At 76.9% G+C, this 26551-nt stretch carries 25 protein-coding genes; 9 read left to right on the top strand and 16 right to left on the bottom strand.

The annotated features are described in order from the left end of the window. Positions 1-74: 74 nt before the first annotated feature. Genes ACI8AF_RS01960 through ACI8AF_RS01950 form a run of 3 tightly spaced genes read left to right on the top strand, consistent with a single transcriptional unit; the run spans position 75 to position 1690 of the window. On the top strand, positions 75-887 hold the full coding sequence (locus ACI8AF_RS01960; RefSeq protein WP_456537971.1) for a trans-aconitate 2-methyltransferase: 813 nt from the start codon (positions 75-77) through the stop codon (positions 885-887). 51 nt (positions 888-938) lie between these two features. After that, the gene (locus tag ACI8AF_RS01955; protein WP_456537970.1) at positions 939-1364 is read left to right on the top strand and encodes a hypothetical protein; all 426 of its coding nucleotides are present in this window, start codon (positions 939-941) and stop codon (positions 1362-1364) included. Further along, positions 1361-1690 (top strand): winged helix-turn-helix domain-containing protein, encoded by a 330-nt coding sequence (locus ACI8AF_RS01950; RefSeq protein ID WP_456537969.1) that lies wholly within the window; start codon positions 1361-1363, stop codon positions 1688-1690. The genes ACI8AF_RS01955 and ACI8AF_RS01950 overlap by 4 nt, the downstream gene beginning before the upstream one ends. Here ACI8AF_RS01950 and ACI8AF_RS01945 read toward each other — a convergent pair. The 5 genes from ACI8AF_RS01945 to ACI8AF_RS01925 form a co-directional block, all read right to left on the bottom strand. Then, on the bottom strand, positions 1677-2441 hold the full coding sequence (locus tag ACI8AF_RS01945) for a class I SAM-dependent methyltransferase (protein ID WP_456537968.1): 765 nt from the start codon (positions 2439-2441) through the stop codon (positions 1677-1679). The genes ACI8AF_RS01950 and ACI8AF_RS01945 overlap by 14 nt on opposite strands. Then, on the bottom strand, positions 2441-5287 hold the full coding sequence (gene topA / locus ACI8AF_RS01940; protein ID WP_456537967.1) for a type I DNA topoisomerase: 2847 nt from the start codon (positions 5285-5287) through the stop codon (positions 2441-2443). The genes ACI8AF_RS01945 and topA overlap by 1 nt, the downstream gene beginning before the upstream one ends. Positions 5288-5497: 210 nt before the next feature. Then, complete coding sequence (locus ACI8AF_RS01935) at positions 5498-6964, bottom strand: alpha/beta hydrolase (protein WP_456537966.1); 1467 nt, start codon at positions 6962-6964, stop codon at positions 5498-5500. Further along, the gene (locus ACI8AF_RS01930; protein WP_456537965.1) at positions 6961-7281 is read right to left on the bottom strand and encodes a hypothetical protein; all 321 of its coding nucleotides are present in this window, start codon (positions 7279-7281) and stop codon (positions 6961-6963) included. The genes ACI8AF_RS01935 and ACI8AF_RS01930 overlap by 4 nt, the downstream gene beginning before the upstream one ends. A gap of 179 nt (positions 7282-7460) precedes the next feature. Continuing rightward, entirely contained in the window at positions 7461-9722 is a 2262-nt protein-coding gene (locus ACI8AF_RS01925) for a sodium-translocating pyrophosphatase (protein ID WP_456537964.1), read from the bottom strand. Between the two features lie 214 nt (positions 9723-9936). Between ACI8AF_RS01925 and ACI8AF_RS01920 the strand changes: the two genes are divergently transcribed. Both ACI8AF_RS01920 and ACI8AF_RS01915 read left to right on the top strand, forming a co-directional pair. After that, positions 9937-12366 carry a DEAD/DEAH box helicase gene (locus tag ACI8AF_RS01920; protein WP_456537963.1) on the top strand — a complete coding sequence of 810 codons (2430 nt, stop codon included), beginning with the start codon at positions 9937-9939 and terminating at the stop codon, positions 12364-12366. A gap of 45 nt (positions 12367-12411) precedes the next feature. Next, positions 12412-12693 (top strand): YybH family protein, encoded by a 282-nt coding sequence (locus tag ACI8AF_RS01915; RefSeq protein ID WP_456537962.1) that lies wholly within the window; start codon positions 12412-12414, stop codon positions 12691-12693. 10 nt (positions 12694-12703) lie between these two features. On the opposite strand, the gene ACI8AF_RS01910 is transcribed toward ACI8AF_RS01915, so the two are convergent. The 7 genes from ACI8AF_RS01910 to ssd form a co-directional block, all read right to left on the bottom strand. Further along, positions 12704-13072: an Rv3654c family TadE-like protein gene (locus tag ACI8AF_RS01910; RefSeq protein WP_456537961.1), complete on the bottom strand. Its 369-nt coding sequence runs from the start codon at positions 13070-13072 to the stop codon at positions 12704-12706. Then, the gene (locus ACI8AF_RS01905) at positions 13069-13440 is read right to left on the bottom strand and encodes a TadE family type IV pilus minor pilin (RefSeq protein WP_456537960.1); all 372 of its coding nucleotides are present in this window, start codon (positions 13438-13440) and stop codon (positions 13069-13071) included. Before ACI8AF_RS01905 ends, ACI8AF_RS01910 begins: the two co-directional genes overlap by 4 nt. Then, a complete protein-coding gene (locus ACI8AF_RS01900; protein ID WP_456537959.1) occupies positions 13437-13670 on the bottom strand; it encodes a DUF4244 domain-containing protein in 234 nt (77 codons plus the stop codon). The genes ACI8AF_RS01905 and ACI8AF_RS01900 overlap by 4 nt, the downstream gene beginning before the upstream one ends. A gap of 122 nt (positions 13671-13792) precedes the next feature. Beyond that, positions 13793-14512, bottom strand: a complete 720-nt coding sequence (locus tag ACI8AF_RS01895; RefSeq protein WP_456537958.1) for a type II secretion system F family protein — start codon at positions 14510-14512, stop codon at positions 13793-13795. Further along, a complete protein-coding gene (locus tag ACI8AF_RS01890; protein WP_456537957.1) occupies positions 14509-15309 on the bottom strand; it encodes a type II secretion system F family protein in 801 nt (266 codons plus the stop codon). Before ACI8AF_RS01890 ends, ACI8AF_RS01895 begins: the two co-directional genes overlap by 4 nt. Next, on the bottom strand, positions 15306-16451 hold the full coding sequence (locus ACI8AF_RS01885) for a TadA family conjugal transfer-associated ATPase (RefSeq protein ID WP_456537956.1): 1146 nt from the start codon (positions 16449-16451) through the stop codon (positions 15306-15308). The genes ACI8AF_RS01890 and ACI8AF_RS01885 overlap by 4 nt, the downstream gene beginning before the upstream one ends. Further along, positions 16448-17527, bottom strand: a complete 1080-nt coding sequence (gene ssd, locus ACI8AF_RS01880) for a septum site-determining protein Ssd (protein WP_456537955.1) — start codon at positions 17525-17527, stop codon at positions 16448-16450. The genes ACI8AF_RS01885 and ssd overlap by 4 nt, the downstream gene beginning before the upstream one ends. A 127-nt stretch (positions 17528-17654) precedes the next feature. Between ssd and ACI8AF_RS01875 the strand changes: the two genes are divergently transcribed. Then, positions 17655-18500, top strand: a complete 846-nt coding sequence (locus ACI8AF_RS01875; protein WP_456537954.1) for an HAD family hydrolase — start codon at positions 17655-17657, stop codon at positions 18498-18500. 23 nt (positions 18501-18523) lie between these two features. On the opposite strand, the gene ACI8AF_RS01870 is transcribed toward ACI8AF_RS01875, so the two are convergent. Then, positions 18524-19513: an aldo/keto reductase gene (locus ACI8AF_RS01870; RefSeq protein ID WP_456537953.1), complete on the bottom strand. Its 990-nt coding sequence runs from the start codon at positions 19511-19513 to the stop codon at positions 18524-18526. Between the two features lie 12 nt (positions 19514-19525). Continuing rightward, positions 19526-20314, bottom strand: coding sequence for an oxidoreductase (locus tag ACI8AF_RS01865; RefSeq protein WP_456537952.1), 789 nt, complete (start codon positions 20312-20314; stop codon positions 19526-19528). A gap of 64 nt (positions 20315-20378) precedes the next feature. Between ACI8AF_RS01865 and ACI8AF_RS01860 the strand changes: the two genes are divergently transcribed. From ACI8AF_RS01860 to ACI8AF_RS01850, 3 genes are read left to right on the top strand one after another with little or no spacing between them, the layout of a single operon-like run. Beyond that, positions 20379-20939: a histidine phosphatase family protein gene (locus ACI8AF_RS01860; protein WP_456537951.1), complete on the top strand. Its 561-nt coding sequence runs from the start codon at positions 20379-20381 to the stop codon at positions 20937-20939. After that, positions 20936-21457 carry a bifunctional adenosylcobinamide kinase/adenosylcobinamide-phosphate guanylyltransferase gene (gene cobU, locus ACI8AF_RS01855; protein WP_456537950.1) on the top strand — a complete coding sequence of 174 codons (522 nt, stop codon included), beginning with the start codon at positions 20936-20938 and terminating at the stop codon, positions 21455-21457. The genes ACI8AF_RS01860 and cobU overlap by 4 nt, the downstream gene beginning before the upstream one ends. Continuing rightward, entirely contained in the window at positions 21454-22215 is a 762-nt protein-coding gene (locus tag ACI8AF_RS01850; protein WP_456537949.1) for an adenosylcobinamide-GDP ribazoletransferase, read from the top strand. The genes cobU and ACI8AF_RS01850 overlap by 4 nt, the downstream gene beginning before the upstream one ends. On the opposite strand, the gene ACI8AF_RS01845 is transcribed toward ACI8AF_RS01850, so the two are convergent. Beyond that, positions 22212-22451 carry a hypothetical protein gene (locus tag ACI8AF_RS01845; protein WP_456537948.1) on the bottom strand — a complete coding sequence of 80 codons (240 nt, stop codon included), beginning with the start codon at positions 22449-22451 and terminating at the stop codon, positions 22212-22214. The genes ACI8AF_RS01850 and ACI8AF_RS01845 overlap by 4 nt on opposite strands. A 370-nt stretch (positions 22452-22821) precedes the next feature. Further along, a complete protein-coding gene (cobN, locus tag ACI8AF_RS01840) occupies positions 22822-26442 on the bottom strand; it encodes a cobaltochelatase subunit CobN (RefSeq protein WP_456537947.1) in 3621 nt (1206 codons plus the stop codon). Positions 26443-26551 lie beyond the last annotated feature (109 nt).

Below are 26551 nucleotides of genomic sequence, written 5' to 3'. Positions count from 1 at the left end.
GTACCGGGCGGCGGCGACCGTTCCGGGTACTTCGCGCCTCCGACGGGGCGTCGGACGGCGTTAGGTTCGGCACGGTGGACGCCTCTCCGCCGGCCGGCCCCGGCACCTGGGATCCCGCCGCCTACCTGCGGTTCGCCGGTGAGCGGGCCCGTCCGTTCGCCGAGCTGCTGGCCCGGGTGCGGTCGGAGCGGCCGCGCGAGGTCGTCGACCTGGGGTGCGGCGAGGGGGCGCTCACGGCGTCTCTGGCCCGCCGCTGGCCGGCCGCCCGGATCACCGGGATCGACTCCTCCCCCGAGATGCTCGCCGCCGCGTCGGCGCACGCCGTCGGCGGTCGGGTCCGCTTCGCGCTCGGCGACGTGCGGGAGTGGACGCCGGACGCCCCGGTCGACGTCCTGCTGAGCAACGCCGTCCTGCACTGGGTGCCCGGGCACGAGGGTCTGCTGGCCGCCTGGGCGGGGCTGCTGGCACCGGGCGGGGAGCTGGCGGTGCAGGTGCCCGGCAACTTCCGCGCACCGACGCACACCCTGCTCGCCGGGCTGTGCGCCGACCCGCGGTGGGCCGCCCGGGTGGCCGACGTCGCGCCCCGGCCGGACGCCGTCCTCGACCCCACCGCCTACCTGGAGGTGCTCACCGCCGCGGGGCTGGCGTCCGACGTCTGGGAGACGACGTACCTGCACGTGCTCCAGGGCGCCGATCCCGTGCTGGGCTGGGTGCGCAGCACCGTGCTGCGACCGGTGCTGGGCCGGCTGGACGACGGGTCGGCGGCCGCGCTCACCGCGGAGTACGCCGCCGCGCTGCGGTCGGCCTACCCGCGGCGGCCGGACGGGACGACGGTGCTGCCCTTCCGGCGGGTGTTCATGGTCGGCCGCCGTCCGGAAAGTACTTGACGCTCAGGAAAGTACTTGCCATGCTCTCGTCACCGACGTCAGGAGGCGACCGTGTCCGTCCCCACCCCCGAGGCCGCCGCGGCCCGGCTCGCCGAGGCCGACCGCGCCGCCGACCGGGTCCGCCGGGAGACCGGCCCGGCCACGGCCGGCTTCCTGACCACGCTCGGCCTGGCCAGCGCCGGCTACTTCGTCGCGCAGCCGCTCGCCGGGTCCGACCGGGGGATCGCCGCCGCGACGGTGGTCTTCGTGGCGGCCGTGGCCGGCGCGGTCTGGACGCTCGTGGCGGCCCGCCGCTCGGCCCCACCGGGGTTCTCCCACCGCTTCGGCCTGACGATGGGCGCCTGGGCGGCGGTCTTCGCCGTCGGCCTGGCCGTCGGCCGGACGGCGCTGCCGGAGGCCTGGCCGTTCTGGCTGGCCGGTGCGCTGCTGGTCGCCGCTCCCTGCCTGGTGGGCGCCTGGCGGGAGCTGCCGCGGTGAGCGGCCCGCCCGGCCACCCCCGGCACGCCCTCGACGAGCACATCCACGCCCCGGTGCGGTTCTCGGTGGTGGCCACGCTGGCGGCCACGGAGGAGGCGGAGTTCGGGTTCGTGCGGGACGGCGTGCAGATCAGCGACTCGCTGCTGTCGAAGACGGTGAGCAGCCTGGAGCAGGCCGGCTACGTCGAGGTCCGCAAGGGCTACCTGGGCAAGCGCCCGCGGACCTGGCTGCGCCTGAGCGCCGCCGGCCGGGCGGCGTTCGAGGCCCACGTGGCGGCCCTGCGGGCGATCGCCGAGGGGGCCGCCCCGCCGGTCAGCCGGGGATGAGCCGGTGCGCCGCCGTGCGGTACGGCAGCTCCAGCACGTCGCGCCCGCGGGTGTCGGGATGGGTGGCGAGCAGGTGCCGCACGCGGTCGAGGAAGGCCTCGCGGGCCGCGGGCTCCCGGGTGGCCACGTAGCTGCGGGTGCCGATCCCCCGGACGACGTCCTCGGGCGTCGACCGCTGCACCCAGCTCGACCCGGCGGAGGTCACGGTGGCCGGCAGCGCCGCGGCGAACTCCGCCACCACGGTCTGGTCGGCCTCGTGGCCGCGGGCCTCGCCGGCGAGCAGCTCCCCCAGGGCGGCGACCCACGGCACGCGTTCGTCGCGGGTGTTCCAGATCAGCCCCACGACCCCGCCGGGGCGCAGGACCCGGCGCAGCTCCGCGGCGGCCGGGACCGGGTCGAACCAGTGCGCGGCCTGCCCGGCGACGACGGCGTCGACGTCGCGGTCGGGCAGGGGGACCACCTCCGCCGAGCCGACCAGCGCGGCGACGTCGGGCAGCCGGGCGGTCAGCTGCGCCAGCATCTCCGCCGACGGGTCGACGGCGACGACCTCGTGCCCGGCCGCGACCAGGCGCTCGGTGAGCAGCCCGGTGCCCGCGCCGAGGTCGAGGACCCGCCGCGGGGCGCCGAGCAGGAAGTCGACCGCGTCGGCCGGGTAGCCCGGACGCAGCGCCGCGTACTCGGCGGCCACCGAGCCGAACGACGTCCGGCGGCCGTGCCAGCTCGCCGGGTCGAGCGACCCGGTGCCGGTCATCAGCCGGCCGAGACCGGGGCCGTCGCCTTGCCGGTCGTCGCCTTGCCGGCCGTCGCCTTCTTCGCCGTCGTCTTCTTGGCGGTGGTCTTCTTCGCGGTCTTCTTGGCCGCCTTCTTCTTGGTGGCCGGCCCGCGGGCGCGCCGGTCGGCGAGCAGCTCGGCCGCCCGCTCGAGGGTGATCGCCTCGACGTCGTCGCCCTTGCGCAGGCTGGCGTTGGTCTCGCCGTCGGTCACGTAGGGGCCGAAGCGGCCCTCGCGCACGGTGACCTGCCCCTGGGTCACCGGGTCGGGGCCGAGCTCCTTGAGCGGCGTGGCCGCCGCCCGCCGGCCGCGCTGCTTGGGCTGGGCGAAGATCGCCAGCGCCTCCTCGAGCGTGGTCGTGAAGAGCTTGTCCTCGCCCTCGAGCGACCGGGAGTCGCTGCCCTTCTTCAGGTAGGGGCCGTACCGGCCGTTGAGCGCCTGGATCTCCTCGCCGTCGGGCGCGGTGCCGACGGTGCGCGGCAGCGTGAGCAGCTTCAACGCCTCGTCGAGGGTCACCGTCTCCGGCGACATCGACGCGAACAGGCTGGCCGTGCGCGGGGACTCCTTGCTTCCCTCGGGCACGACGGTGGTGACGTAGGGCCCGTAGCGGCCGGCCTTGACCACGACCGGGTGGCCGCTGTCGGGATCGGTGCCCAGCTCCCGGTCGCCGCTCGGGGCGGCCAGCAGCTCGGCGACCTTGTCGGTGGTGAGCTCGTCGGGTGGGAGGTCCTCGGGGATGCTGACCCGCGGCCCGTCCTCGCCGCCGGCCTGCAGGTACGGGCCGTAGCGGCCGACGCGGACGACGACCGGCTCGCCCTGCGGCCCGGTGGCGCGCAGCGGGATGGAGTTCACCCCGCGGGCATCGATCTCCTCCAGCCGCTGGCCGATGACCTGCTTGAGGCCGCCGGCCTCGGCGATGCCACCGGCGTGCCGGCCCTCGCCGCCGAAGTAGAACTCGGTCAGCCAGTCGACCCGGCCGAGGCTGCCGCTGGCGATCTCGTCGAGCTCGTCCTCGAGCGAGGCGGTGAAGTCGTAGTCGACCAGCTGGGCGAAGTGCTGCTCCAGCAGGTTGACGACGGCGAACGCGACGAAGGAGGGGACGAGCGCGGACCCCTTCTTCCACACGTACCCGCGGTCCTGGATGGTCTGCATGATCGACGCGTACGTCGAGGGGCGGCCGATGCCGAGCTCCTCGAGGCGGGCGACCAGGCTGGGCTCGGTGTAGCGGGCGGGCGGGGTGGTCGTGTGCCCCTTCGGCTCCAGCTCGCGGGTGTCCAGCCGCTGGCCGCGCTCGACCCGGGGCAGGCGCCGCTCGGCGTCGTCGCTGCCCTGCTCGTCGTCGCCGTTGCCGCCGGCGCCCTCGTCGCGGGACTCGACGTAGGCCCGCAGGAACCCGGGGAAGGTGATGGTGCGGCCGCTGGCGGTGAACTCCACCGCCTCGTCGGTGCTGCTGCGCCCGGCCAGCCGGATGCTCACGGTCTGCCCGACGGCGTCGGCCATCTGGGAGGCGATGGTGCGCTGCCAGATCAGCTCGTAGAGGCGGAACTCGTCGCGGGCCAGCTGCGAGGCGAGCTGGCCGGGCGTGCGGAAGTGGTCGCCGGCGGGCCGGATCGCCTCGTGCGCCTCCTGGGCGCCCTTGGCCTTCTTGGCGTAGCGGCGGGCCTCCGCCGGGACGTAGGCGTCGCCGTAGAGCTCGCGCGCCTGGGTGCGGGCGGCGTTGATCGCCTCGTTCGAGAGGTTGGTCGAGTCGGTCCGCATGTAGGTGATGTGGCCGTTCTCGTACAGCCGCTGCGCGACCCGCATCACCTGCGCCGAGGACCAGCCGAGCTTGCGGCCGGCCTCCATCTGCAGCGTGGAGGTGGTGAAGGGCGCGTAGGGGCGGCGCCGGTACGGCTTCTCGTCGACCCGGCTGACGGTGACCTGCCGGCCCTCCAGGCGGGCCGCCAGGCCGCGGGCGCCGGCCTCGTCGAGGTGCACGACGTCGCCGGTCACCCGGCCGGTGGCGGGGTCGAAGTCGCGGCCGGTGGCCACGCGGCTGTCGTCGACGCTGACCAGGCGGGCCCGGACGCTCGTCGGCTCGCCCGAGTCGGCGCCGGCCCGCTGGTCGGCGACGGCGAAGACGCCCTCCAGGGACCAGTAGTCGGCGGCGTGGAAGTTCATCCGCTCCCGCTCGCGCTCCACGACGATGCGGGTGGCCACCGACTGCACCCGGCCGGCCGACAGCTTGGGCAGCACCTTCTTCCACAGCACCGGCGAGACCTCGTAGCCGTAGAGCCGGTCGAGGATGCGCCGGGTCTCCTGGGCGTCGACGAGGGCGGTGTCGAGCTCCCGCGGGTTGGCGACGGCGCGGGTGATGGCCTCCGGGGTGATCTCGTGGAAGACCATCCGGCGCACCGGGACCCGCGGCTTGAGGGTGTCGACCAGGTGCCAGGCGATGGCCTCGCCCTCGCGGTCCTCATCGGTGGCGAGGTAGACCTCGCTGGCGTCCTTGACCAGCTGCTTGAGCCGGCTGACCTGCTGCCTGCGGTCGGGGCTGACGACGTACAGCGGCTCGAAGCCGTTGTCCACGTCGACGCCGAGCCGTGCCCACGCGGCGCCCTTGTGCTCGGCCGGCACGTCGGCGGCGTTGCGCGGCAGGTCGCGGATGTGCCCGACGCTGGCCTCGACGACGTACCCGCTGCCCAGGTAACCGGCGATCTTCCCGGCCTTCGTCGGGGACTCGACGATCACCAGCGGCTTGCCCCCGGACGCGCCGGATCGCCGCCGGGCGGGCGTGCTCGTCCCGGTGGCGGTGCTGGGGCCGTTCTTCGCGGTCCTGCTGGGCACGGTGCTCCTGTCGGTGGTGCGGGGTGCGGGCGCCGAGAGCGCCGACGGTGGTGGACGCGTCGCGGTGCGCCCCTCGGCGGGCCACGGTAGGCCACCCCTCGGACGCAAGCCCGGGTGGCGACCCGCCGTGGGCGTGCCGTCACCCCCGGAAACGCTCGATCCCGTGCGCTGTTCCCATCGGACGACCTCCTTCCCACCTTGAGGGCCGGCTCACGCCTCGCCGGGCGTGGCGGCCACGACCTCGGCGACGGCGACGAGGGTGGGGCGGTCGCGGTCGTAGTACTCCCAGTGCAGCGTGCCGGGGTCGGCCCGCAGCGTGGTGGCGCCGAACCCGGCCCCGGTCGGGCTGTCGCCGAACCAGCCCGACCACGAGACGGGGTCGAGGCGGGACGCGGCCGCGTAGACCTCGGCGGCCTCCAGCTCGCCGGCGGCACGTCCCAGGCCGGGGCTGCCGAGCAGGACGAGCGCGTCGGCGGCCAGCCGCCCCTCCTCCCCCGCCGCCTCGTCGACGACCACCGTGCCGTAGCTGTGCGCCAGCACCGTCGTGCGCGGTGCCGGTGCGGCCAGCGCCCCGCGGGCGGCCGCCAGCCCGTCCAGCGCGTCGTCCAGGGCGGCTCCGCCGCGCCGCGCGTCGCCGCGGGTGAGGATCGACAGGGGGTCGTGCGGGGTCCGGTAGCCGAGCCAGGCCAGCCCGGCCACGGCCAGCCCGGGTGCGGCGGCCTGCGCCGCGGCCACCACGTCCACGGCGTCCCCGACCACGCGGGAGAGGTCGTCCTCCGGCGTCGTGAGGATGCCCGGCACCAGCACCGCCACCGCGTCGGCGGTGTCCAGGTCGCCGACGGCCACGCCGGCCAGCCCCTGCTCCAGGTCCAGCGACCACAGCTGGACCGGGCGGCCCGCCGCCTCCTGCCGCCGGACCTCGGCCGCCACCGCGGTCGCCGTCCCGTCCGGGTCGGGCGAGTCGAGCGCGGCGGCGAGCACCAGCCGGTTGGCGCGGTCGCGCGCCCAGGCCGGCACGCCGTCGAGCGCCCCCACGAGCTCGGGCGACGCGGCGATCGCGGCCTGCTGCTCGGCCGCCGAGAGCGCGGCCCACCAGCGCGCGGCCCGCGCCGCGCCGGCGTCCGGGGGGACCGGTGGCAGCACCGGTCCGGCCGGCAGCCCGGAGACCAGCCCGTCGAAGTCGACCGGCGGGAACGCGTCGACCACCCCGACCGGCAGCAGCGCCCGGTCGGCGGCCTCAGCGGCGGTCCCGACCGCGGTCGCCGCGGCCAGCGCCCGGGAGGCGAGCGCGCCCACCCGGTCGGCCGCCTCCGCCGGCCCCGAGGCGTGCCCGTCGTCGGTGAGGACGACGCCCTCCGCCGCAGCGACCGCGAGCGCCGCCGCCGCGTCCGGGCCGGCCGTCTCGGCGGCGGCGAGCAGGACGGCGAAGGAGTCGAGCGAGTCGGCGAGGGCCGCGGACACGGCGGTGGCGGCCCAGGACAGGCCGACCACCGCCTGCGCCGCCTCGCGAGCGGCCGGGCCCGACCAGCACTCCGCCGTCCCCAGGGCGCGGCCGACCGCCTCGACCCGCGCCCGCCAGGCGGGCAGCCGCCCGGCCACGACGTCCAGGGTGCCGATGGCCCCGCGCAGCAGCGGGAGGTCGTAGCCGGCGACCGCCGCCAGCGACGGGGCGCTCACCGGGCGATCGGGGCGTAGCCGACCGGCCCCGTCACGCGCTGCGAGAGCAGCCTGTCGTGGCGGCGGTACTCCTCGGCGGCGCCGGCGAGCGTCGCGGCGATCGCGTCGCACCGCTCGGCCAGGACGTCGGCCAGGCCGGCGAAACCGTGCGCGGCGCCGGCGGCCCACCAGCCGGCCCGGTCGCCCAGCGCGGCCGAGAGCGAGCGCGCCGTCGACCCGCACAGCGGGGTCTCGTCGGCCAGTGCCCGGGCGAGGGCGGCGAGCTCGGCGGCGAGGGCCTCCACCCGGTCGAGCTGGACGGAGATGAGCGCGGACATGCCTGCCTCCGGCGTCGTCGGCGGTCCTGGGTGGACCGGAGGCGGCGGACGCTAGGAGCGGGCGGCGGGGACGCGTGCGCCGTCGTCCACAACGGACGACGGCGTCCACAACCGGCACCGGGACCCCCCGGCCGGCGGGAGGCCGGCCGGAGGATCCCGGTGTGCGGAGGTTCTGCCGATCAGGGAGCGCTGGCGGTGAGCGAGTTCTCCGTGTTCTGGCTCGGCGCGCCGCCCACGACCACCGACCGGCGCTTGGAGATCACGACCGCGACGACGATGACCACGACCGCCACGATCGCGATGACCGCGCGGACGGCGGTGTTCGCGTCGTCCCCGACCGACAGGCCGACCACCGCGGGGGCGATGAGCAGCGCCACCAGGTTCATGACCTTGATCAGCGGGTTGATCGCCGGGCCGGCGGTGTCCTTGAACGGGTCGCCGACCGTGTCGCCGATGACCGTGGCGGCGTGGGCCTCGCTGCCCTTCCCGCCGTGGGCACCGTCCTCGACCATCTTCTTGGCGTTGTCCCAGGCACCACCGGAGTTCGCCAGGAAGACCGCCATGAGCGTGCCCGCGGCGATCGCGCCGACCAGGTAGGCCGCCAGCGGCCCGAAGCCGAGGCCGAACCCGACCGCCACCGGCGCCATGACCGCGAGCAGGCCCGGGGTGGCCAGCTCGCGGAGGGAGTCCTTGGTGCAGATGTCGACGACGGCGCCGTAGTCGGGGCGCTCGCTGTAGTCCATGATCCCGGGCCGGGTGCGGAACTGCTCCCGGACCTCGAAGACCACCCGGCCGGCCGCCCGGGAGACGGCGTTGATCGCCAGGCCCGAGAAGAGGAAGACCACCGCCGCGCCGATCAGCGCACCGACCACGTTCTGCGGGTTCACCAGCGTGAACGCGTTGCCCAGGGTGCCCCCGGCCTCCTCGAGGGCGTCGAGGATCTGCGCGTTGTACGAGCCGAACAGCGCGGTCGCGGCCAGCACCGCGGTCGCGATCGCGATGCCCTTGGTGATCGCCTTGGTGGTGTTGCCGACGGCGTCGAGGTCGGTCAGCGTGCGGGCGCCGTCCTCGTCGAGGTCGCCGGACATCTCTGCGATGCCCTGCGCGTTGTCGCTCACCGGCCCGAAGGTGTCCATCGAGACGATGACGCCGGCGGTGGTGAGCAGGCCGCAGCCGGCCAGGGCCACCGCGTAGAGGGCGGCGCCACCGCCGATGAGGAAGGCCACGTAGACCGAGCCGCCGATGAGCAGCGCGGCGTACACCGCCGACTCCAGGCCGAGCGAGATGCCCGAGAGGATGACCGTGGCCGGACCGGTGAGGGAGCTCTGCGCGACGTCGCGCACCGGCTTGCGGCTGGTCTCGGTGAAGTAGCCGGTGAGCAGCTGGATCGCCACCGCCAGCACGATGCCGGCAAGCACGGCCAGGAAGCCGAGCACCTGCGGGCTCACGTCCAGGTCGACGTCGGCGACGCTCGGCAGCACGGTGAACGAGGCGACCGCGACGAGGATCAGCGAGACGACGGCGGAGGTGAAGAAGCCGCGGTTGATCGGGGCCAGGCCGCTGCTGTCGCTCTTGCCGGGGTTGCTGGCCAGGATGCCGACGATCGAGGCGATCACGCCGATCGCGGCGACGACCAGCGGGAACACCATGCCGACGGCGCCGAAGAAGACCTGGCCGAGGATCAACGCGGCGACCAGCGTGACGGCGTAGGACTCGAAGAGGTCGGCGGCCATGCCGGCGCAGTCGCCGACGTTGTCGCCCACGTTGTCGGCGATGGTGGCGGCGTTGCGGGGGTCGTCCTCGGGGATGCCCGCCTCGACCTTGCCCACCAGGTCGGCCCCGACGTCGGCGGCCTTGGTGAAGATGCCGCCGCCGACGCGCATGAACATGGCGAGCAGCGCGCCGCCGAACCCGAAGCCCTCGAGGACCACGGGGGCGGTCTCGTCGAACAGCAGCAGCGCCAGCGCGGAGCCGAACAGGCCCAGGCCGACGGTGATCATCCCGCAGACGCCGCCGGTGCGGTACGCGATGCGGAAGGCCGGCCGGTAGCCGCCGGTGCGGGCCGCGGCGGCGACCCGGACGTTGCCGCGGGTGGCCAGCGTCATCCCGATGAAGCCGACGGCGGCGGAGAACAGCGCGCCGACGAGGAAGAACAGCGCTCGGCCGATCCGGGTGCCCCAGCCGCCCTCGGCGACGGGCAGGGCGAGGAGCAGCAGGAAGACGATCACGGCGAACACGCCCAGCGTCCGGAACTGCCGTCGCAGGTAGGCAGCGGCGCCCTCCTGCACCGCCCGGGCGATGTCGCGCATCGTCGTCGTGCCCTGGTCGGCCGCGAGCACCGCCCGTACCAGGTAGGCGGCGAAGCCGAGTGCGGCCAGGGCGACGACGAGGACGACCACCACCAGGGTGACGTCCCCGCCGGACAGCGAGCTGTCGGGCATGTATTCCTCCAAGCGGTCGGCTGCCGGGCCGGCGCGGTGCGCCGGCCGGCGGAGGTCACGCCCGGGCGTCGGAGGGCTCCGTCGACCTGTGGACGCCGCGTGAGTGTAAGGGAGGTCACAGGCTGTGCAGGAACCCGCGACTGTGTGTTGATTTGGTCACATTTGGTTCCGGCGCGGCGGTCCGGCGGTTGCCCCGGGGTGTGAGAGTGGTGGGGTGACCACGCTCCACCCGGTCCGGCCGGCTCCCCCTCCCGGCGCGGACCAGGTTCTTCCCGGGGCGGACCTGCTGGCAACCCTCCTGGCCGGCACGTCCGAGGACGAGCAGCCCGTCACCTACGTCCACCGGCTGCCGATGCGGCGCAGCCAGTCGCGGCAGTGGCCCGAGTGGGTGCCCGACGAGCTGCGGGCCCGCCTGACCGAGCGCGGCGTCCCCTCGCCATGGCGGCACCAGGTCGAGGCCGCCCAGCTGGCCTGGGCCGGCGAGCACGTCGTCGTCGCCACCGGCACGGCGTCGGGCAAGTCGCTGGCCTACCAGCTGCCGGCGCTGTCCCGGCTGGCCGCCGACGACCGGGCCTGCGTGCTGTACCTGGCGCCGACCAAGGCGCTCGCCCGCGACCAGCTGGGCGCCGTCGCCGCGCTCGCCGACCCCTCGGTGCGCCCCGCCGCCTACGACGGCGACACCCCGGGCGAGGAGCGGGACTGGGTCCGCCGCCACTCCCGGTGGATCGTGACCAACCCGGACATGCTCCACCGCGGGATCCTGCCGGCCCACCAGCGGTGGTCGAGCACCCTGCGGCGGCTGGCGTTCGTCGTGGTCGACGAGTGCCACGCCTACCGCGGGGTCTTCGGCTCGCACGTCGGCCACGTGCTGCGCCGGCTGCGGCGGATCTGCCGCCGCTACGGCAGCGAGCCGGTGTTCGTGCTGGCCTCGGCGACGGTCGCCGACCCGGCCCAGGCGGCCGGCCGGCTGGTCGGCGCCCCGGTGCGGGCGGTGACCGAGGACGGCTCGCCGCGGCCGGGTGCCACCTTCGCCCTGTGGGAGCCGCCGCTGACCGAGCGGACCGGCGAGCACGGCGCCCCGCTGCGCCGGTCGGCCGCCGCGGACTCCGCGTCGCTGCTGGCCGACCTGGTCGAGCAGGGGGCGCGCACGCTGGCCTTCGTCCGGTCGCGGCGCAGCGCGGAGTCGGTGGCCGAGCAGGCCCGCCGCCTGCTGGCCGAGCGCGGCCGCGCCGACCTGGTGCCACGCGTCGACTCCTACCGCGGCGGCTACCTGCCCGAGGAGCGCCGCGAGCTCGAGCGCCTGCTGTCGTCCGGCGAGCTGCTCGGGGTGGCCACCACCAACGCCCTGGAGCTGGGCATCGACATCGCGGGCCTGGACGCCGTGGTGCTGGCGGGCTATCCCGGGACGCTCGCCTCGATGTGGCAGCAGGCCGGGCGGGCCGGTCGCGCCCAGCGCGAGTCGCTGGTCGTCTTCGTGGCCCGCGACGACCCGCTGGACCACTACCTGGCGCACCACCCGCGGGCGGTGTTCGGCCGGCCGATCGAGGCGACGGTCACCGACCCCACCAACCCCTACGTGCTCGGGCCCCAGCTGTGCTGCGCGGCGGCGGAGCTCCCGCTGCGGCCGGAGGACCTGCCCGACTTCGGCGGCCCGGCGGCGGAGGCGCAGCTCGAGGCCCTGGTCGCCGAGGGCCGGCTGCGCCGCCGGCCGGCGGGCTGGTACTGGGCCGGGCGGGGCCGGCCGGACGTGGACATCCGCGGCAGCGGCATGGAGCCGGTGTCGATCATCGAGCGGGACACGGGCCGCCTGCTCGGCACCGTGGACGGCGACGCCGCCCACTCGACGGTGCACACCGGCGCCCTGTACGTGCACCGCGGCGAGACCTACGTCGTCGACGAGCTCGACGTCGACGACGCGGTGGCGGTGGTGCACGCCGAGAGCCCGGAGTGGACGACGGTGGCGCGCGACGTGACCGACCTGGCCGTGGCGAGCACCGACCGGACCCGGCGGCTCGGGACCGTCACCGCGCACACCGGGGTGGTCGACGTGACCAACCAGGTGGTGGCCTACCAGCGCCGACGCCTGGTGACCGGCGAGGTGCTCGCCGAGTTCCCGCTGGACCTGCCGCCGCGGCAGCTGCGCACGCGGGCGGTGTGGTTCACCCTCGACTCCCGCGCGGTCGACCGAGCCAGGGTCGACGAGATCTCGCTGCCGGGTTCGCTGCACGCCGCCGAGCACGCGGCGATCGGCATCCTGCCGCTGCTGGCCACCTGCGACCGGTGGGACCTCGGCGGGCTCTCCACGGCCCTGCACCCCGACACCGGGGCGGCGACGATCTTCGTCTACGACGGCCACCCGGGCGGGGCCGGCTTCGCCGAGCGGGGCTTCGCGGTGCTGCGCCGGTGGCTGCAGGCCACCCGCGCGACCGTGGCGACCTGCGAGTGCGAGAGCGGCTGCCCGTCGTGCGTGCAGTCGCCCAAGTGCGGCAACGGCAACGACCCGCTGGACAAGGCCGGCGCCGTCCGGGTGCTCGACGTCGTCCTGGACGAGCTGGCCGCCGCCGAGGAGGGCGGCCGGGAGGACGACGGGCCGGTGGACGAGCCGGGTCCGGCTGCGCGGGGTGAGGACGACCTGGTCTTCTGACCCGGCGGGCTCAGGCGTCGAGCTCGAGGGCGACGGCGCCCACCGGTGCGCCGTCCGCCCGGGCCGCTGTCCTCGACCGACGAGCACCGGCGGCTGTCGCAGCGGGGGGAGGCCGAGGACGGCTTCCGCGTGCTCGGGTGCACCACCACCGGCACCCACGTGCAGGTGCACGGGGACGTCGCCGTGCTGACGCACTCCGTGCGGACCACGGTGTCCACCTCGGGCGGCGAGGAGGAGCTCCACGAGCGGGAGACGATCGTGTTCACCCGCAGCGACGGCGGTCTGTGGCTGGCGGTGCACGAGCACCTGTCCCCCGCGCCGGCCTGAGCGGCCGGGGTCAGTCGAGCGCCCCGCCGGCGACCGGTCCGGCCCGGGCCCGGCCTTCGGCGGCGAACAGGCCGAGGGGTCCCAGGCGGACCGGCACCGCGACGGTGACCGTGACGACGGCGTCGGCGCCGACGGCGCACGCGGTCAGCTCCGCCCCGTTGCGCGCGGCGAGCGCCCCGGCCTCGGCGCAGGCACCCGGGTCACCGCGCACCGCGGCGCCGGCCGCGGCGAGCGCCGCGAGGTCGGCGGCGCTGCCGGCCCGGTGCCGCGCGGTCACCGCCGCTCCCACGAGGACGGCGGCCGCCCCCACCGCCGCCAGGACCCCCGCGAGCGCCAGGACCCACACCGTCGCCGAGCCACGCTCCCGGTCGGGCCTCACGGCACCGTCCCGGGCTCGGGGACGGCGACGGCGGTGGCCGAGACGTGGACGCGGAGGGGCAGCGGACCCAGCGGCCGCACCTCGGCCGACACCACGACCCGCACCTCGTCGGCCGACGACGCAGCGCCGACCACCGCCCCCTCCGGCGCTGCCCGGGTGGCGATCGCCCGGACGACGGCCGGGGCCTCGCCGCGCGCCGCGGCCCGGGCCGCCTCCCGTGCCGCGTCGACGCAGCGCAGCTGGGCGCCCACCACGGTGACGGCGGCGACGGCGCCGGCCAGCACCAGCAGCAGCACGGGGAGCACGACGGCCGTCTCCGCCGTCACCATGCCGCCCTCGCCGCGCAGCCGGCGGCGGCCGCCGGTCACGACAGCGTGCCCAGCGCCGAGTCGACCAGGTCGCCCAGGGCGTCCACGATCGAGTCGCCGGTGACGACCTGGTAGAGCACGGCGGCGAACGCGCAGGCCGCCACGGTGCCGACGGCGTACTCGGCGGTGCTCATGCCGGCCTCGCCGGTGGCGCGGACGCGGGCCCAGCGGCGGCCCACCGCCCGCAGAGCACGCCGGCCGGTCTCCAGGGGAAGGGTCTTCTGCTCCACGGGTGGCTCCTCGCGTCGGGCCCGCCGTCCGGGCCGCTCGCCGTCGACACTCGCCCGGTGCGGGCCGCCGTCGGCGGGGGCGGCCGCATCTGTGGAGGACGTCGGGGGCTGTGGACGGCGGCTCACCCGAACACCTGCCCGGCGATGCCCAGCACCAGCGGCACGACGCCGAGGCAGAGGAAGGCCGGGAGGAAGCACAGCCCCAGCGGGGCCAGCACCCACACCCCGGCCCGGCGGACGTCGGCCTCGAGCTCCGTGCGGGCGAGGGCGCGGGCGTCGGCCGCGAGCGCCCGCAGCGCGGGGCCCACCGCCGACCCGGACTCGCCCGCGCGCACCAGCACCCGGCCGAGCCCGGCCAGCTCGTCCGGAGCACCACCCCACGCCGACCGCGGCTGCGCGCCCAGCCGGGTGAGGCCGGCCACCCGCCGGAGCTCGGCGGCCAGCGGCTCGGGCACGGCCGTGGCGACCGCGGCCAGGGCCGCCCCGAGCGGCAGCCCCGCGGCGAGGGAGACGGCGAGCAGGTCACAGGCTCCCGGCAGCTCCTGCCGGAGCGCCGCGCGCCGGTCCCGGTCGACCGCCGGGACCCGGTGCAGGACCCCGTCCGCGGCCACCCCGACGGCGATCGCGAGGACGGCCCCGGACGAGCCGCCGACGAGCAGGCCGACGGCGCAGCCGGCCGCCGCGGCCAGCAGTCGGCGCTGCCACGCGGCGGCGGGCGCGCTGCGGGGCGCCGAGTCCGGACGCGCCGCCGTGGCCAGGCGGCGCGGGCCGCGCGGGCGCGGTGGGGGCCAGGCGAGCAGGGCGGCGGCCAGGGCCAGCAGGACGCCGCCTCCCCCGGTCACCGGACCCCCGGCGCCGCTCGGCCGGCGGCGCGGGCGACCAGCCGCCGCGACCAGGCGACGCCCGCCACCTCCAGGGCCACGCCGGCCACCAGCAGCACCTGCCCGGGGCCCGTCGTCGTCAGCACGCCCCAGGGATCGGCGCCGATGCCGCTGCCCATGGCCAGCCCGAGCAGCGGCAGACCGGCGAGCAGGGCCGCGCTGGCCCGCGGACCGGCCACGGCCGAGCGCAGCTCCAGCTGCCGGCGCGCACGGGCCCGCAGGTCGTCCTCCACCGCCACGACGACGTCCGACAGCGCGGCACCGGTGGAGCGGCTCAGCCGGACCGCCGCGGCGAGCCGGTCCAGCGCCGCCTCCGCCGCACCGGGAGGAGGGGCCCGGCGTGCGGGCGGGTCGCGCACGGCCCGGACGAAGGCGTCGGCCAGCACGCCGTCGCCGCACGACCGCGCGGCCGCCGCGGCGGCGACGTCGGGCGGCCGGCCGCTCCGCAGCTCCGCCACCAGCGCGCCCAGCGCCTGCGTCACGGCGGCCAGCTCCGTCTCCCGGCGGACCGTCCGCCGCCGGTGCTCCGCCGCCCGAGCGGCCAGCGCGGCGCAGCACCCGGCGAGGACGGCGACCAGCGGCGTGCTGGCGAGAGCGGCGACGACCGCGGCGACGGCAGCCGCCAGCACCGGCGCCGACCGCGGACCCGGGCGTCGGAAGCCGCGGCGGCGGCCCCCCGACAGCCGCGACCGGCGCACCGAGCCGGCGTCCGGCCAGGCCAGCAGGGCGGCGGACAGCGCGAGCAGCGCCGCGGTCACGGCTCGCCGTCCCCGTCGAGCAGCGCGGACAGCCGGTCGCGGCCGGGGCACGGCCCGCCGTCGGCCCGCCAGCCGGGCTCCACCACCACCGTCCCGTCGCCGGTGCGCCGGAGGACGCCGAGCTCGTCCACCCGCCGCCGCCCGCCCGTCCGCCGCACGTGCACGACGACGGAGAGCGCGGCGGCGGCCTGGCTGTGCACCGCGGCCCGGTCGAGACCCGCGGCGACCCCGAGCGCCTCCAGGCGGGCGGGCACCTCGGCCGGGCGGTTGGCGTGGAGGGTGCCGCAGCCGCCGTCGTGGCCGGTGTTGAGCGCGGCGAGCAGGTCGGTCACCTCGGCCCCCCGCACCTCGCCCACGACCAGCCGGTCGGGGCGCATGCGCAGGGCCTGCCGGACCAGGTCCCGCAGCGTGACCAGCCCGGCGCCCTCGACGTTGGGCGGCCGGCTCAGCAGCCGGACCACGTGCGGGTGGGCGGGGCTGAGCTCGGCGGCGTCCTCGCAGAGCACGATCCGCTCCCCCGGCGCCACCAGCTCCAGCAGCGCCGACAGCAGCGTCGTCTTGCCGGCGCCGGTGCCGCCGGTGACGAGGAGGGCCCGCCGGCGGGCCACGACCGACCGCAGCAGCCGCTCGCTCCCGCCGGGGAACGCACCCGCGCGCGCGAGGGCGGCGAGGTCGGGGACGGCCCGCCGGAGCACCCGCAGCGACAGGCACGTCCCGCTGCCGGCGACCGGTGGCAGCACGGCGTGCAGCCGGGTGCCGTCGGGCAGGCCGACGTCGACCCAGGGGGCGGCGTCGTCGAGGCGCCGCCCGGCCGCTGCCGCCAGCCTGACGGCGAGCCGGCGGACGGCGTCGTCGTCGGTGAACACCACGTCGGTGCGTTCCAGCCCGTCGCCCCGGTCGACCCAGACCCGGTCGGGCCCGTTGACCAGCACGTCGGTGACGCCCGGCAGGCGCAGCAGGGGTTCGAGCGGTCCGGCGCCGGCCAACTCGTCGACCGCCTCCCGGACGGCCCGCAGGACGTCGTCGTCACCCAGCAGCCCGCCGCTCTCGGCGCGGACCAGCGCGGCGACGGCGGCGCGCGTGGGATCTCCCGGCTCGGTGGCCAGGCGCGCCCGGACGCGCTCGAGCAGCGGGCCCGTCATGCCGCCGGCTCGCTGCGCACGGGCACCGCTGCCAGCAGCCGCCGCGCCAGCACACCCAGCGGCGTCCGCGCCGAGACCAGCGGCGGCTCCCCCCGCTCCCCGCGGGGCACGACGGCCCGGTCGTGCCCGAGCTCGGCGAGCACCGGGCGGCCGACGACGGCGGCGACGTCCTCGCGGGACAGCCCGCCCGGGACCGCGCGCACCACGACGACGGCGGACGACCACGGACCGCCGGGGTCGAGCAGCAGCCGGGCCGCCGACGCCGCGCGCAGGCGGGCCGGGACGACCAGGACGGCGAGGTCGGCCTCCGCGAGCACCGGCTCGGTCAGCGCCGGGTCGCCGCGGGGCAGGTCGACCACGACGGCCGCGCCCGCCGACCGCCCGGCCCGGGCCACCGCGGTCAGCGCCTCCGGTGGGACGGCGACGGACTCCGCGCGGGAGGCGGCGAGCACGCAGACGCCGTCGACCTCCGGCAGCGAGGCAAGCAGCGCGTCGCCGGCGACCCGGCCGCGCAGACCGGTGAGCTCCGGCCAGCGCAGGCCGTCGGTGCGCTCGGCCCCGAGCAGGAGGTCCAGACCACCGCCGGCGGCATCGGCGTCGACCAGCAGGGAGCCGGGAGCGGCCGCCAGCGCCAGCGCGGTGGCGACGGTGCTCGCGCCCGCGCCACCGCAGGCGCCGCCCACGGCGACGAGCCAGCCGGCGGCGACCGGCGACCGGACCGCGGCGGCGCACCGCGCCAGCAGCCACCCCTCGTCGGCCGGCAGGCGGGCCACCCGCTCGGCGCCCAGCTCCACCGCGCTCGCCCAGTCGGCGGCGGGCAGCTCGGCGCCGGCCACGACGACCAGCCCCGGCCGCCGCGGCAGCGCCCGCACCGCCGGGACGGCCAGGGCGTCGGCGCCGACCAGGACCAGCGGCGCGGCCCGGTGGGCGCGGCGCAGCGCCGGCCCGCCGGTGGCGAGCTCGGCCTCCGCCCCCGCCGCGGCGAGCAGCCGGAGGAGGTCGTCGACCAGGCCGGCGTCACTGCTGACGACGAGCGGTCGGGCGGGCGGGGACGACGGGGCGGGAACGGCGCGCACGGGGTCCAGCCCACGTCCGGACCGGCAACATCTGCCAGGCCCTGCCGGCATCTGTGGATGACCCGTTCGGGTGTGGACGGCGCGCGACCTGCATCACAGCCGGTCGATCCACTTACCCTCGTGACTTGTGACCCGCGCGGCGGCGTTCTTCGACCTCGACAAGACGGTCATCGCGAAGTCCAGCACCCTGGCCTTCGGACGACCGTTCTTCCAGGGTGGGCTGATCAACCGGCGCACCGTGCTCAAGTCCGCCTACGCGCAGTTCGTGTTCTCGCTGCAGGGCGCCGACGCGCAGCAGATGGAGCGGCTGCGGGCGCAGATCACCGCGATGTGCACGGGCTGGGACGTCGCGACGGTGCACGAGATCGTCCGCGAGACCCTGCACGACATCGTCGACCCGCTGGTCTACGCCGAGGCCGCCGACCTCATCGAGGAGCACAGGGCCGCGGGGCGCGAAATCGTCATCGTCTCGAGCAGCGGCGCGGAGGTGGTCGAGCCGATCGGCGCGATGCTCGGCGCGGACCGCGTGGTGGCGACCCGCATGGTGACCGTCGACGGCCGCTACACCGGGGAGATCGACTTCTACGCCTACGGCGAGAACAAGGCGCTCGCCGTCCGCGAGCTGGCCGCCGAGGGTGCCTACGACCTGGCCGACTGCTACGCCTACAGCGACTCGGTCACCGACCTGCCCCTGCTCTCGGCCGTCGGGCACCCGACGGCGGTCAACCCCGACCGCGGGCTGCGCAAGGCGGCGCTCGACCTGGGCTGGCCGGTGCTGGAGTTCAGCCGCCCGGTGTCGATGCGCGCCCGCTTCTCCGTCCCGCCGGCCCCGGTGGTGACCGGTGCCGCGGTCGGCGTCGGCGCAGCCGTCGTCGGGCTCGCCTGGTACGCCCGGCACCGCGCGCTGCGGGCCGCCGCGGCGCTGACCGAGCCGGGCCCCGTGCCCGGCCGCTGGCGGCGCCGGGGCGCCTGAGGGCGCCCCGCCACCGGTCCGCGTCAGACCCCCAGCCGCTGCCGCACCGCGTCCACCCGCTCGCGGACGGCGTCCACGGCCGTGCGCGCGCCCGAGACGGGCGTGAACGCCCGCGCGGCCGCGGTCAGCGCGGCCTGCTCGTCCCCGGCGAGACGGAGGTCGGCGGCCGCGGCGTTGAACTCCATCTGCTCGACGCTCGACGCCCCGGGGATCACGACGACGCGCGGCAGACCGAGCAGCCAGGCGAGCGCGATCTGCGCCGGCTCGGCGTCGTGCGCGGCGGCGACCTCGCGCAGCAGGTCGAGCAGCGGCTGGACCCGGCGCAGGTTCTCGGTGCCGAACAGCGGGTTGGCCGCGCGGACGCCCCCGGGCCGGTGGTCGGCGGTGTACCGGCCGCCGAGCAGCCCCTGCGCGAGCGGGCTGTACGCGATCACGACCCGGTCCTCGCGCTCGGCGAACGGCACCAGGTCGTCGAGCGGTCCGGCGGTGGCGAGCGAGAACTCGACCTGGTTGGACACCACCGGCCGGCCCAGCGCGGCGTCGGCGGCCCGCCAGCGCTCCAGGGAGTAGTTGGAGACGCCGACGGCGCCGATCCGGCCGGCGTCCAGCAGTTCCCGCATCGCCGGCATGGTCACCGAGTCGCGGACGACCGGGTTCGGCTGGTGCACCTGGTACAGCGGGATGCGGTCCAGCCGGAGCCGGCGGGCGCTGCCCGCCCACCGCTGCCGCACGACCGGCGAGAAGGGCGCGACCGGGAAGATCTTGCTGGCGACGACGACGCCCTCCCGCTCGTCCCCCAGCGCCTCGGCGAGGATCCGCTCGCTGCGCCCGAAGCCGTAGATCTCCGCGGTGTCGAACAGCGTCACCCCGAGCTCGCGCGCCCGGCGGACGATCTCGCGGGCGCCGCGCTCGGCGTAGCTGTCGCCGTAGCCCCACTCGCGGGAACCGAACTGCCAAGTGCCCAGCCCGATGCGGCTGACCGGGCCCAGCCCGTCGACCTCGAGGTACTGCACCGTGATCCCTCCTCAGCCGCGCAGGATCGCCTCGGCGATGGCCAGCCCCTCGGCGGCGCCGTGCTCGGTGGCCCGGCAGCAGTGCACGAGCCAGCCGGCGACCCCCTCGGGCTCCCCGGAGGAGTAACCCGCGAGGGCGCGGGCGTACCCGTCCCGGCCCAGCTCGACGAAGCCGACCTCCGGCACCGAGACCGCCTTGGGGTCCAGGCCCCGGGTGATCCCGGTCAGCCGGGCGGCCGCCCGGGCCACCACGCCGTCGGCGGAGCCGAAGGGGGCCATGGCGGCCAGCTCGCCGTGCACGAGGGCCGCCACCAGCACCGCGGGGACGGCCGTCTCGACGGTGACCAGGCCGAACAGCCCGGCCAGACGCGGACCGGCGTGGGCGGCGGGCCGGCCGAGCGCGGCCCGGTCGACCAGGTCGGCGGCGGCGAGAACGTGCAGGCGGGCGAGCACCTGCCCCGGCGCCCGGGGCCACGTCTCGGTCATCGAGCCGAGCCCCGCCGACACCCGCAGCGAGCCCTGCACGACCGGGTCGTCCACCACGCCGGCGCGCAGGTCGGCCAGCGGCACCTCGACGCCGTCCAGGGCCGCCGACGCCCGGGCACCCCGCAGCGCGGACTCGGTGCTCACCTCGGCCGACCGGTTGCGCATCAGCCGGTGCGCGAGCAGCCGGTCGATGCCGGTCCGCGCGGAGTCCGCCGCCTCCCGCACCCCGGGCAGGTCCAGGAGGTGGGCCAGCGGATCGGGACGGTCCGGCCGGGCGGCCGGACGGGCGGCGCCGGGGCGCACGGGGATGGTCACGCAGACGACGGTACGAGGCGCGCGCGCCGGGCCCGATCGCGCCCTCGCCTACGCTCCGGGCACCATGCCTGCCGACCCCGGGGCGCCCTCCCTCACCCTGCTGCTCGTGCGCCACGGGCAGAGCGAGTGGAACGCCGAGGGCCGCATGCAGGGGCAGACGGGCCACGTCCCGCTCACCGCGCTGGGCCACCAGCAGGCCGCCGCGGCGGCGCGGGAGCTGGCCGCCCGCCGTCCGGGCGCGCTCGTGTCCAGCGACCTGCACCGCGCCGTGCAGACCGCGGAGCACTGCGCCCGGGCCACCGGGCTGCCCGTCCGCACGACCCCGGCGCTGCGCGAGCAGGGCTACGGCGTGCTCGAGGGCCGCCCCTCGCGCGAGCTGTGGGACCTCGTCGACTGGACCGACCCGCACTGGTCGGCCGAGGGCGGCGAGAGCCTGGCGCAGCTGCACGCCCGGGTGGCGGCGTACCTGGCGGAACTGCGGGCCGATCCGCCGGCCGACGTGGTGGCGCTGGTCACCCACGGCGACACCATCCGCGCCGCGCAGGCCGTGGCCGCGGGCCTCGGCCCGGAGGCGATGCCGGCGGTCACCCCGCACAACGGCACGGTCACGGAGCTGCGGCTGTGAGCCGGGTCCTGGTCCTGGGTGGCAGCAGGTCGGGGAAGTCGGCGCACGCCGAGGCGCTGCTCGCCGACGTCCCCGACGTCACTTACCTGGCCACGTCGGTCCGGTCGGACGACGACGCCGAGTGGGCGGCCCGCGTCGCCGCCCACCGGTCCCGCCGCCCGGCCGGCTGGACGACGGTCGAGACGACGGCGCCCAGCGAGCTGCTGCGCGGCGGCACCGTGCTGGTGGACAGCGTCACCACGTGGGTGGCCGCGCTGATGGACGAGACCGGCGTGTGGACCGACGAGCCGGGCGCCCTCGAGCGGCTGGCCGGGCGGTGCGACGCCCTCGTCAACGCCTGGGCGATGACGCCGGCGCACGTGGTCGCGGTCAGCGACGAGGTCGGGCTCGGGGTGGTGCCCGAGACGCGGGCCGGGCGGCTGTTCCGGGACGCGCTCGGGGCGGTCAACCAGCGGCTGGCCGGCACCGCCGACGAGGTGTGGTTCGTCGTCGCCGGCCTGCCGCAGCGGCTGCGATGAGGTGGACCGGCCCGCTGGAGTCGGCCGCCCTGCTCACCGTCCTGCGGGTGCCGGCCCGGGCCGCGGCCGGCACCCGCGGCGTGCTGCCGTGGGCACCGCTGGTGGGCCTGGTTCTCGGCGCGCTGGCCACCGGAGTCGGCGTCCTCGGCGCACGGCTGGTCTCGCCGTTCACCGGGGCGGTGCTCACCGTGGCGGTCCTGGCCGTGCTGACCCGGGGGCTGCACCTCGACGGGCTGGCCGACACCGCCGACGGGCTGGGCCCCCTGCGCAGTCGCGAGCGGGCGCTGGAGGTCATGCACCAGGGCGACATCGGCCCGTTCGGCGTGGTCGCGGTGCTGCTGACGGTCCTGCTGCAGGTCGCCTGCCTGGGCGCGCTGCTGCCGCACGGGTGGGTCGCACCGGTCACGGCCGTGGTCGTGGCCCGGCTGGTGATGGCCCGCACGGGGCTGCCCGGCACCCCGACGGCCGCGGGGTCGTCGCTCGGCCGAGCGGTGGCGGGCACCGTCTCACCGGCGTGGTTCACCGCGTGCGCGGTGGTGGTCGCGGGCCTGGCCGGCGGGGTGGCGTGGCTGGTGGGCGGGCCGGCCGACGCGGTGGGCCTGCTGGCCGCGGCCGCCGCCGGCGTCCTCGCGGCCGAGCTGCTGCGCGCCCGGGCCACCGCCCGCCTCGGCGGGGTCACCGGCGACGTGATGGGCGCGATGGGCGAGATCGCGGCGACGGCCACCCTGCTGGTGGCCGCCGCCGCGCTGTCCTCCTAAGAGGCGAGCTCCGCGCAGGAGCGGCAGCGCAGGACGCCGACGACGGGCTGCGACCAGTCGTGGTGCGGCAGCGGGATGACGTCGGCGCCGCACAGGGCGACGTCGCCGTCCTGGCGGAACAGGCGGGTGACGGCGTGCGCCACCCCGGCCGGCCGGTCGTCGCCCCGCACCCCCACGGCGGACGAGCCGCCGAGGGCCACGATGCGCTTCGCGCCGGTCATGTACTTGCTTCTCACGGTCACAGCGTGCCCCGAACGGGTGACAGAAAGCTATGACTCACGAGAAATCGGGGCGCAGGTCACCGCCGCCGCAGGAAGTTCTCCACCATCCGGCCGAGCCCTCCGGTCGGCGCCGCGGTGCGGCCACCCCTCATGCCACGGCCCGTGGTGCGGCCCGTCGTCGCCCGGGAACGCATGCCCGTGCGGGAGGTGCTGGTGCGTCCCATGCCGACCCGGCCGCGCGGGGCGGCACGGCCTGCGGTGCGGCCGCCACGTGCGGCCGCGGTCTCAGCCTTGCCCATCAGTCGTCCGAGGATGCTCATGGGGCGGCACTACCCCATGCGGACCGGTCCGCACTCGTCGCCCGGCGTGCCGGTACGCAGCGCGATCAGGCCGGAGCGCCCTGCTGGGCAGGCGTCTCCCCGCCCTCGAGGTCGCCCTCGGTGTCCAGGTAGGCCTGCTGCAGCTCGGCGAGCAGCGCCGGGTCGGGCGACGCCCACATCTGCCGGTCGACCGCCTCCAGCAACCGCTCCGCGATGCCGTGCAGCGCCCACGGGTTGACCCGCTCGAGGAACTCCCGGTTCTCCGGGTCGAGCACGTAGGTCTGGGTCAGCTTCTCGTACATCCAGTCGTCCACCACGCCGGTCGTGGCGTCGTAGCCGAACAGGTAGTCCACCGTCGCGGCCAGCTCGAAGGCGCCCTTGTAGCCGTGCCGGCGCATCGCGGCCAGCCACTTCGGGTTCACCACGCGGGCCCGGAACACCCGCGCGGTCTCCTCGGTCAGCGACCGGGTGCGCACCGCCTCCGGCCGGGTCGAGTCGCCGATGTAGGCCGCCGGCGCCCGGCCGGTCAGCGCGCGGACCGTCGCCACCATCCCGCCGTGGTACTGGAAGTAGTCGTCGGAGTCGGCGATGTCGTGCTCGCGGGTGTCGACGTTCTTCGCCGCCACCGCGACCCGCTGGTAGGCGGCCTCCATGTCGGGCCGCGCCTCGACGCCGTCGAGGTCCCGCCCGTAGGCGTAGCCGCCCCACACCGCGTACACCTCAGCCAGGTCGGCGTCGCCGCGCCAGTTCCGCGAGTCGATCAGCGGCAGGATGCCGGCCCCGTACGCACCGGGCTTCGAGCCGAACACCCGGGTGGTCGCCCGCCGCCGGTCCCCGTGCACCGCCAGGTCGGCGTCCACGTGCGCCCGCACGAAGTTCGACGAGGCCGGCTCGTCCAGCGCGGCCGCCAGCGTCACCGCGTCGTCGAGCATCGTCACCACGTGCGGGAAGGCGTCGCGGAAGAAGCCGCTGATCCGCACCGTGACGTCGATCCGCGGCCGGCCCAGCTCCTCCAGCGGCACCGGCTCCAGCCCGGTCACCCGCCGCGAGGCGTCGTCCCACCGCGGCCGGACCCCGAGCAGCGCCAGCACCTCGGCGACGTCGTCGCCCGACGTGCGCATCGCCGACGTGCCCCACACCGACAGCCCGACCGACGCCGGGTACTCCCCCGTGTCCGCCAGATAGCGCGCCACCAGCGACTCGGCCATCGCCTGGCCGGTCTCCCACGCCAGCCGCGACGGCACCGCCCGCGGGTCGACCGAGTAGAAGTTCCGCCCGGTCGGCAGCACGTTGACCAGCCCGCGCAGCGGCGAGCCCGACGGCCCGGCCGGCACGTACCCGCCGGAGAGCGCGTGCAGGACGGCGGAGAGCTCGTCGGTGGTGCGCTCCAGCCGGGGCACCACCTCGTCGACGGCGAACCGCAGCACCGCCTCCACCTGCGGGGAAGGACCGCCGAGGACCTCGGCGACGACGGCCGGCACGGCGTCCGGCGTCCAGCCCGCGGCCTCCATCCCCGTCACCAGCGCCGACGCCGTCGCCTCGACGGCGTCGGTGTCGACCCGGCCGGCGTCCTCGGCCAGCCCCAGCGCCTCGCGCAGTCCCGGCAGCGCCACCGAGCCGCCCCAGATCTGCCGCGCCCGCAGCATCGCCAGCACGAGGTCCACCCGGTCGGAGCCGGACGGCGGCACACCCAGCACGTGCAGGCCGTCGCGGATCTGCGAGTCCTTGATCTCGCACAGCCACCCGTCGACGTGCAGGATCATCTCGTCGAAGTGGTCGTCCTCCGGCCGCTCGGCGAGCCCCAGGTCGTGGTCGAGCTTCGCCGCCTGGATCAGCGTCCAGATCTGCGCCCGGACGGCGGGCAGCTTCGCCGGGTCCATCGCCGCGACGTTGGCGTGCTCGTCGAGCAGCTGCTCGAGCCGCGCGATGTCGCCGTAGGAGTCGGCGCGGGCCATGGGCGGCACCATGTGGTCGACCAGGGTGGCGTGCGCCCGCCGCTTGGCCTGCGAGCCCTCGCCCGGGTCGTTGACCAGGAACGGGTAGACCAGCGGCAGGTCGCCGATCGCGGCGTCCGGCGCGCAGGAGGCGGAGAGGCCGACCGTCTTGCCGGGCAGCCACTCCATGTTGCCGTGCTTGCCCACGTGCACGATCGCGTGCGCGCCGAACTCCGACCGCAGCCACCAGTAGGCGGCCAGGTAGTGGTGCGAGGGCGGCAGGTCGGGGTCGTGGTAGATCGCGATCGGGTTCTCGCCGAACCCGCGCGGCGGCTGGACCATCACCACGACGTTGCCGGCCCGCAGCGCCGCGAAGACGATCTCGTCCCCGTCCACGAACAGCGAGCCCGGCGGCTCGCCCCAGTGCTCGGTCATCGCGTCGCGCAGGTCGGCCGGCAGCGACGCGAAGAAGGCGCGGTAGGCCGCCGCCGGGATCCGCACCGGGTTGCCGCTCAGCTGCTCCGACGTCAGCCAGTCGGCGTCCTGGCCGCCGGCGGCGATCAGCGCGTGCACCAGCCCGTCGCCGTCCAGGTCCGCGACGCCGGGCAGGGCACCGGGCCCGTCGAACGGGCCGACGTCGTACCCCTCCCCCTGCATCGCGGCCAGCAGCCGGACGACCGACGCCGGGGTGTCCAGGCCGACCGCGTTGCCGATCCGCGCGTGCTTGGTCGGGTAGGCCGATAGCATCAGCACGATCCGCCGCTCGGCCGGCGGGGTGTGCCGCAGCCGGGCGTGCGCCACCGCGGTCCCGGCCACCCGGGCGGCCCGCTCGGGGTCGGCGACGTAGTGCGTCAGCCCGTCGGCGTCGGTCTCCTTGAACGAGAACGGCACGCTGATCAGCCGGCCGTCGAACTCCGGGATGGCGACCTGGTTGCCGACGTCGAGCGGCGAGAGGCCGTCGTCGTCGGCCAGCCACTCCGCGCGGGAGCGGGTCAGGCACAGCCCCTGGACCACCGGGACGTCGAGCGCGGCGAGCTGGCCGACGTCCCAGGCGCCGTCGTCCCCACCGGCCTGCGCGGTGGCCGGCCGCGAGCCGCCGGCGGCGAGCACGGTGACGACCAGCGCGTCGGCGGTCCGCAGGACGTCGAGCAGCTCGTCGGGGACGCTGCGCAGCGAGCTCACGAACACCGGCAGCGCCGAGCCGCCGGCGTCCTCGACCGCCGAGCACAGCGCCTCGACGAACGCGGTGTTCCCGGCGAGGTGGTGGGCCCGGTAGTAGAGGACGGCGATCCGCGGGCCGCTGCCGGTGGAGTCCCGGTCGAGCACCCCCCAGTCCGGCGCGACGGCCGGCGGCGCGAAGCCCTCGCCGGTGAGCAGCACCGTGTCGGAGAGGAAGCGGTGCAGCTGCACCAGGTTCTCCGGACCGCCCTGCGCGAGGTAGGCGTGCGCCTCGGTGGCCACGCCCATCGGCACGGTGGACAGCTCCATGAGCTCGGCGTCGGGCAGCTGCTCGCCGCCGAGGACGACGACGGGGGCGGGCCCGGCCAGCAGCGGTGCGAGCAGCTCCTCGAACTGCCGCCGGACCCCGAGCAGCCGGACGACGACCAGCGCCGACCCCTCGACCAGCGCGGCGATGCCCGCGTCGTCGAGGCGGGCGGGGTTGCCCAGCCGCCAGTCCGCACCGCTGGCGCGGGCCGAGAGCAGGTCGGTGTCGCTGGTGGACAGCAGGGTGAGGGTCCGCTCGCCGTTCATCGCGGCCGACGGTAGTCGGGCCGGTCGGGCGTCCGTCACCTCGGCCGACGGACACCTGTAACCCTGGGTGCCCAGCCGGACACTCCCGGGTGTGCGCGGAATCCAGGAG

The organism is Blastococcus sp. SYSU D00669 (genome assembly GCF_054050715.1).
The sequence above is the reverse complement of the archived record's forward strand: the minus strand, read 5'-3'. Positions and strand labels throughout refer to the sequence as shown.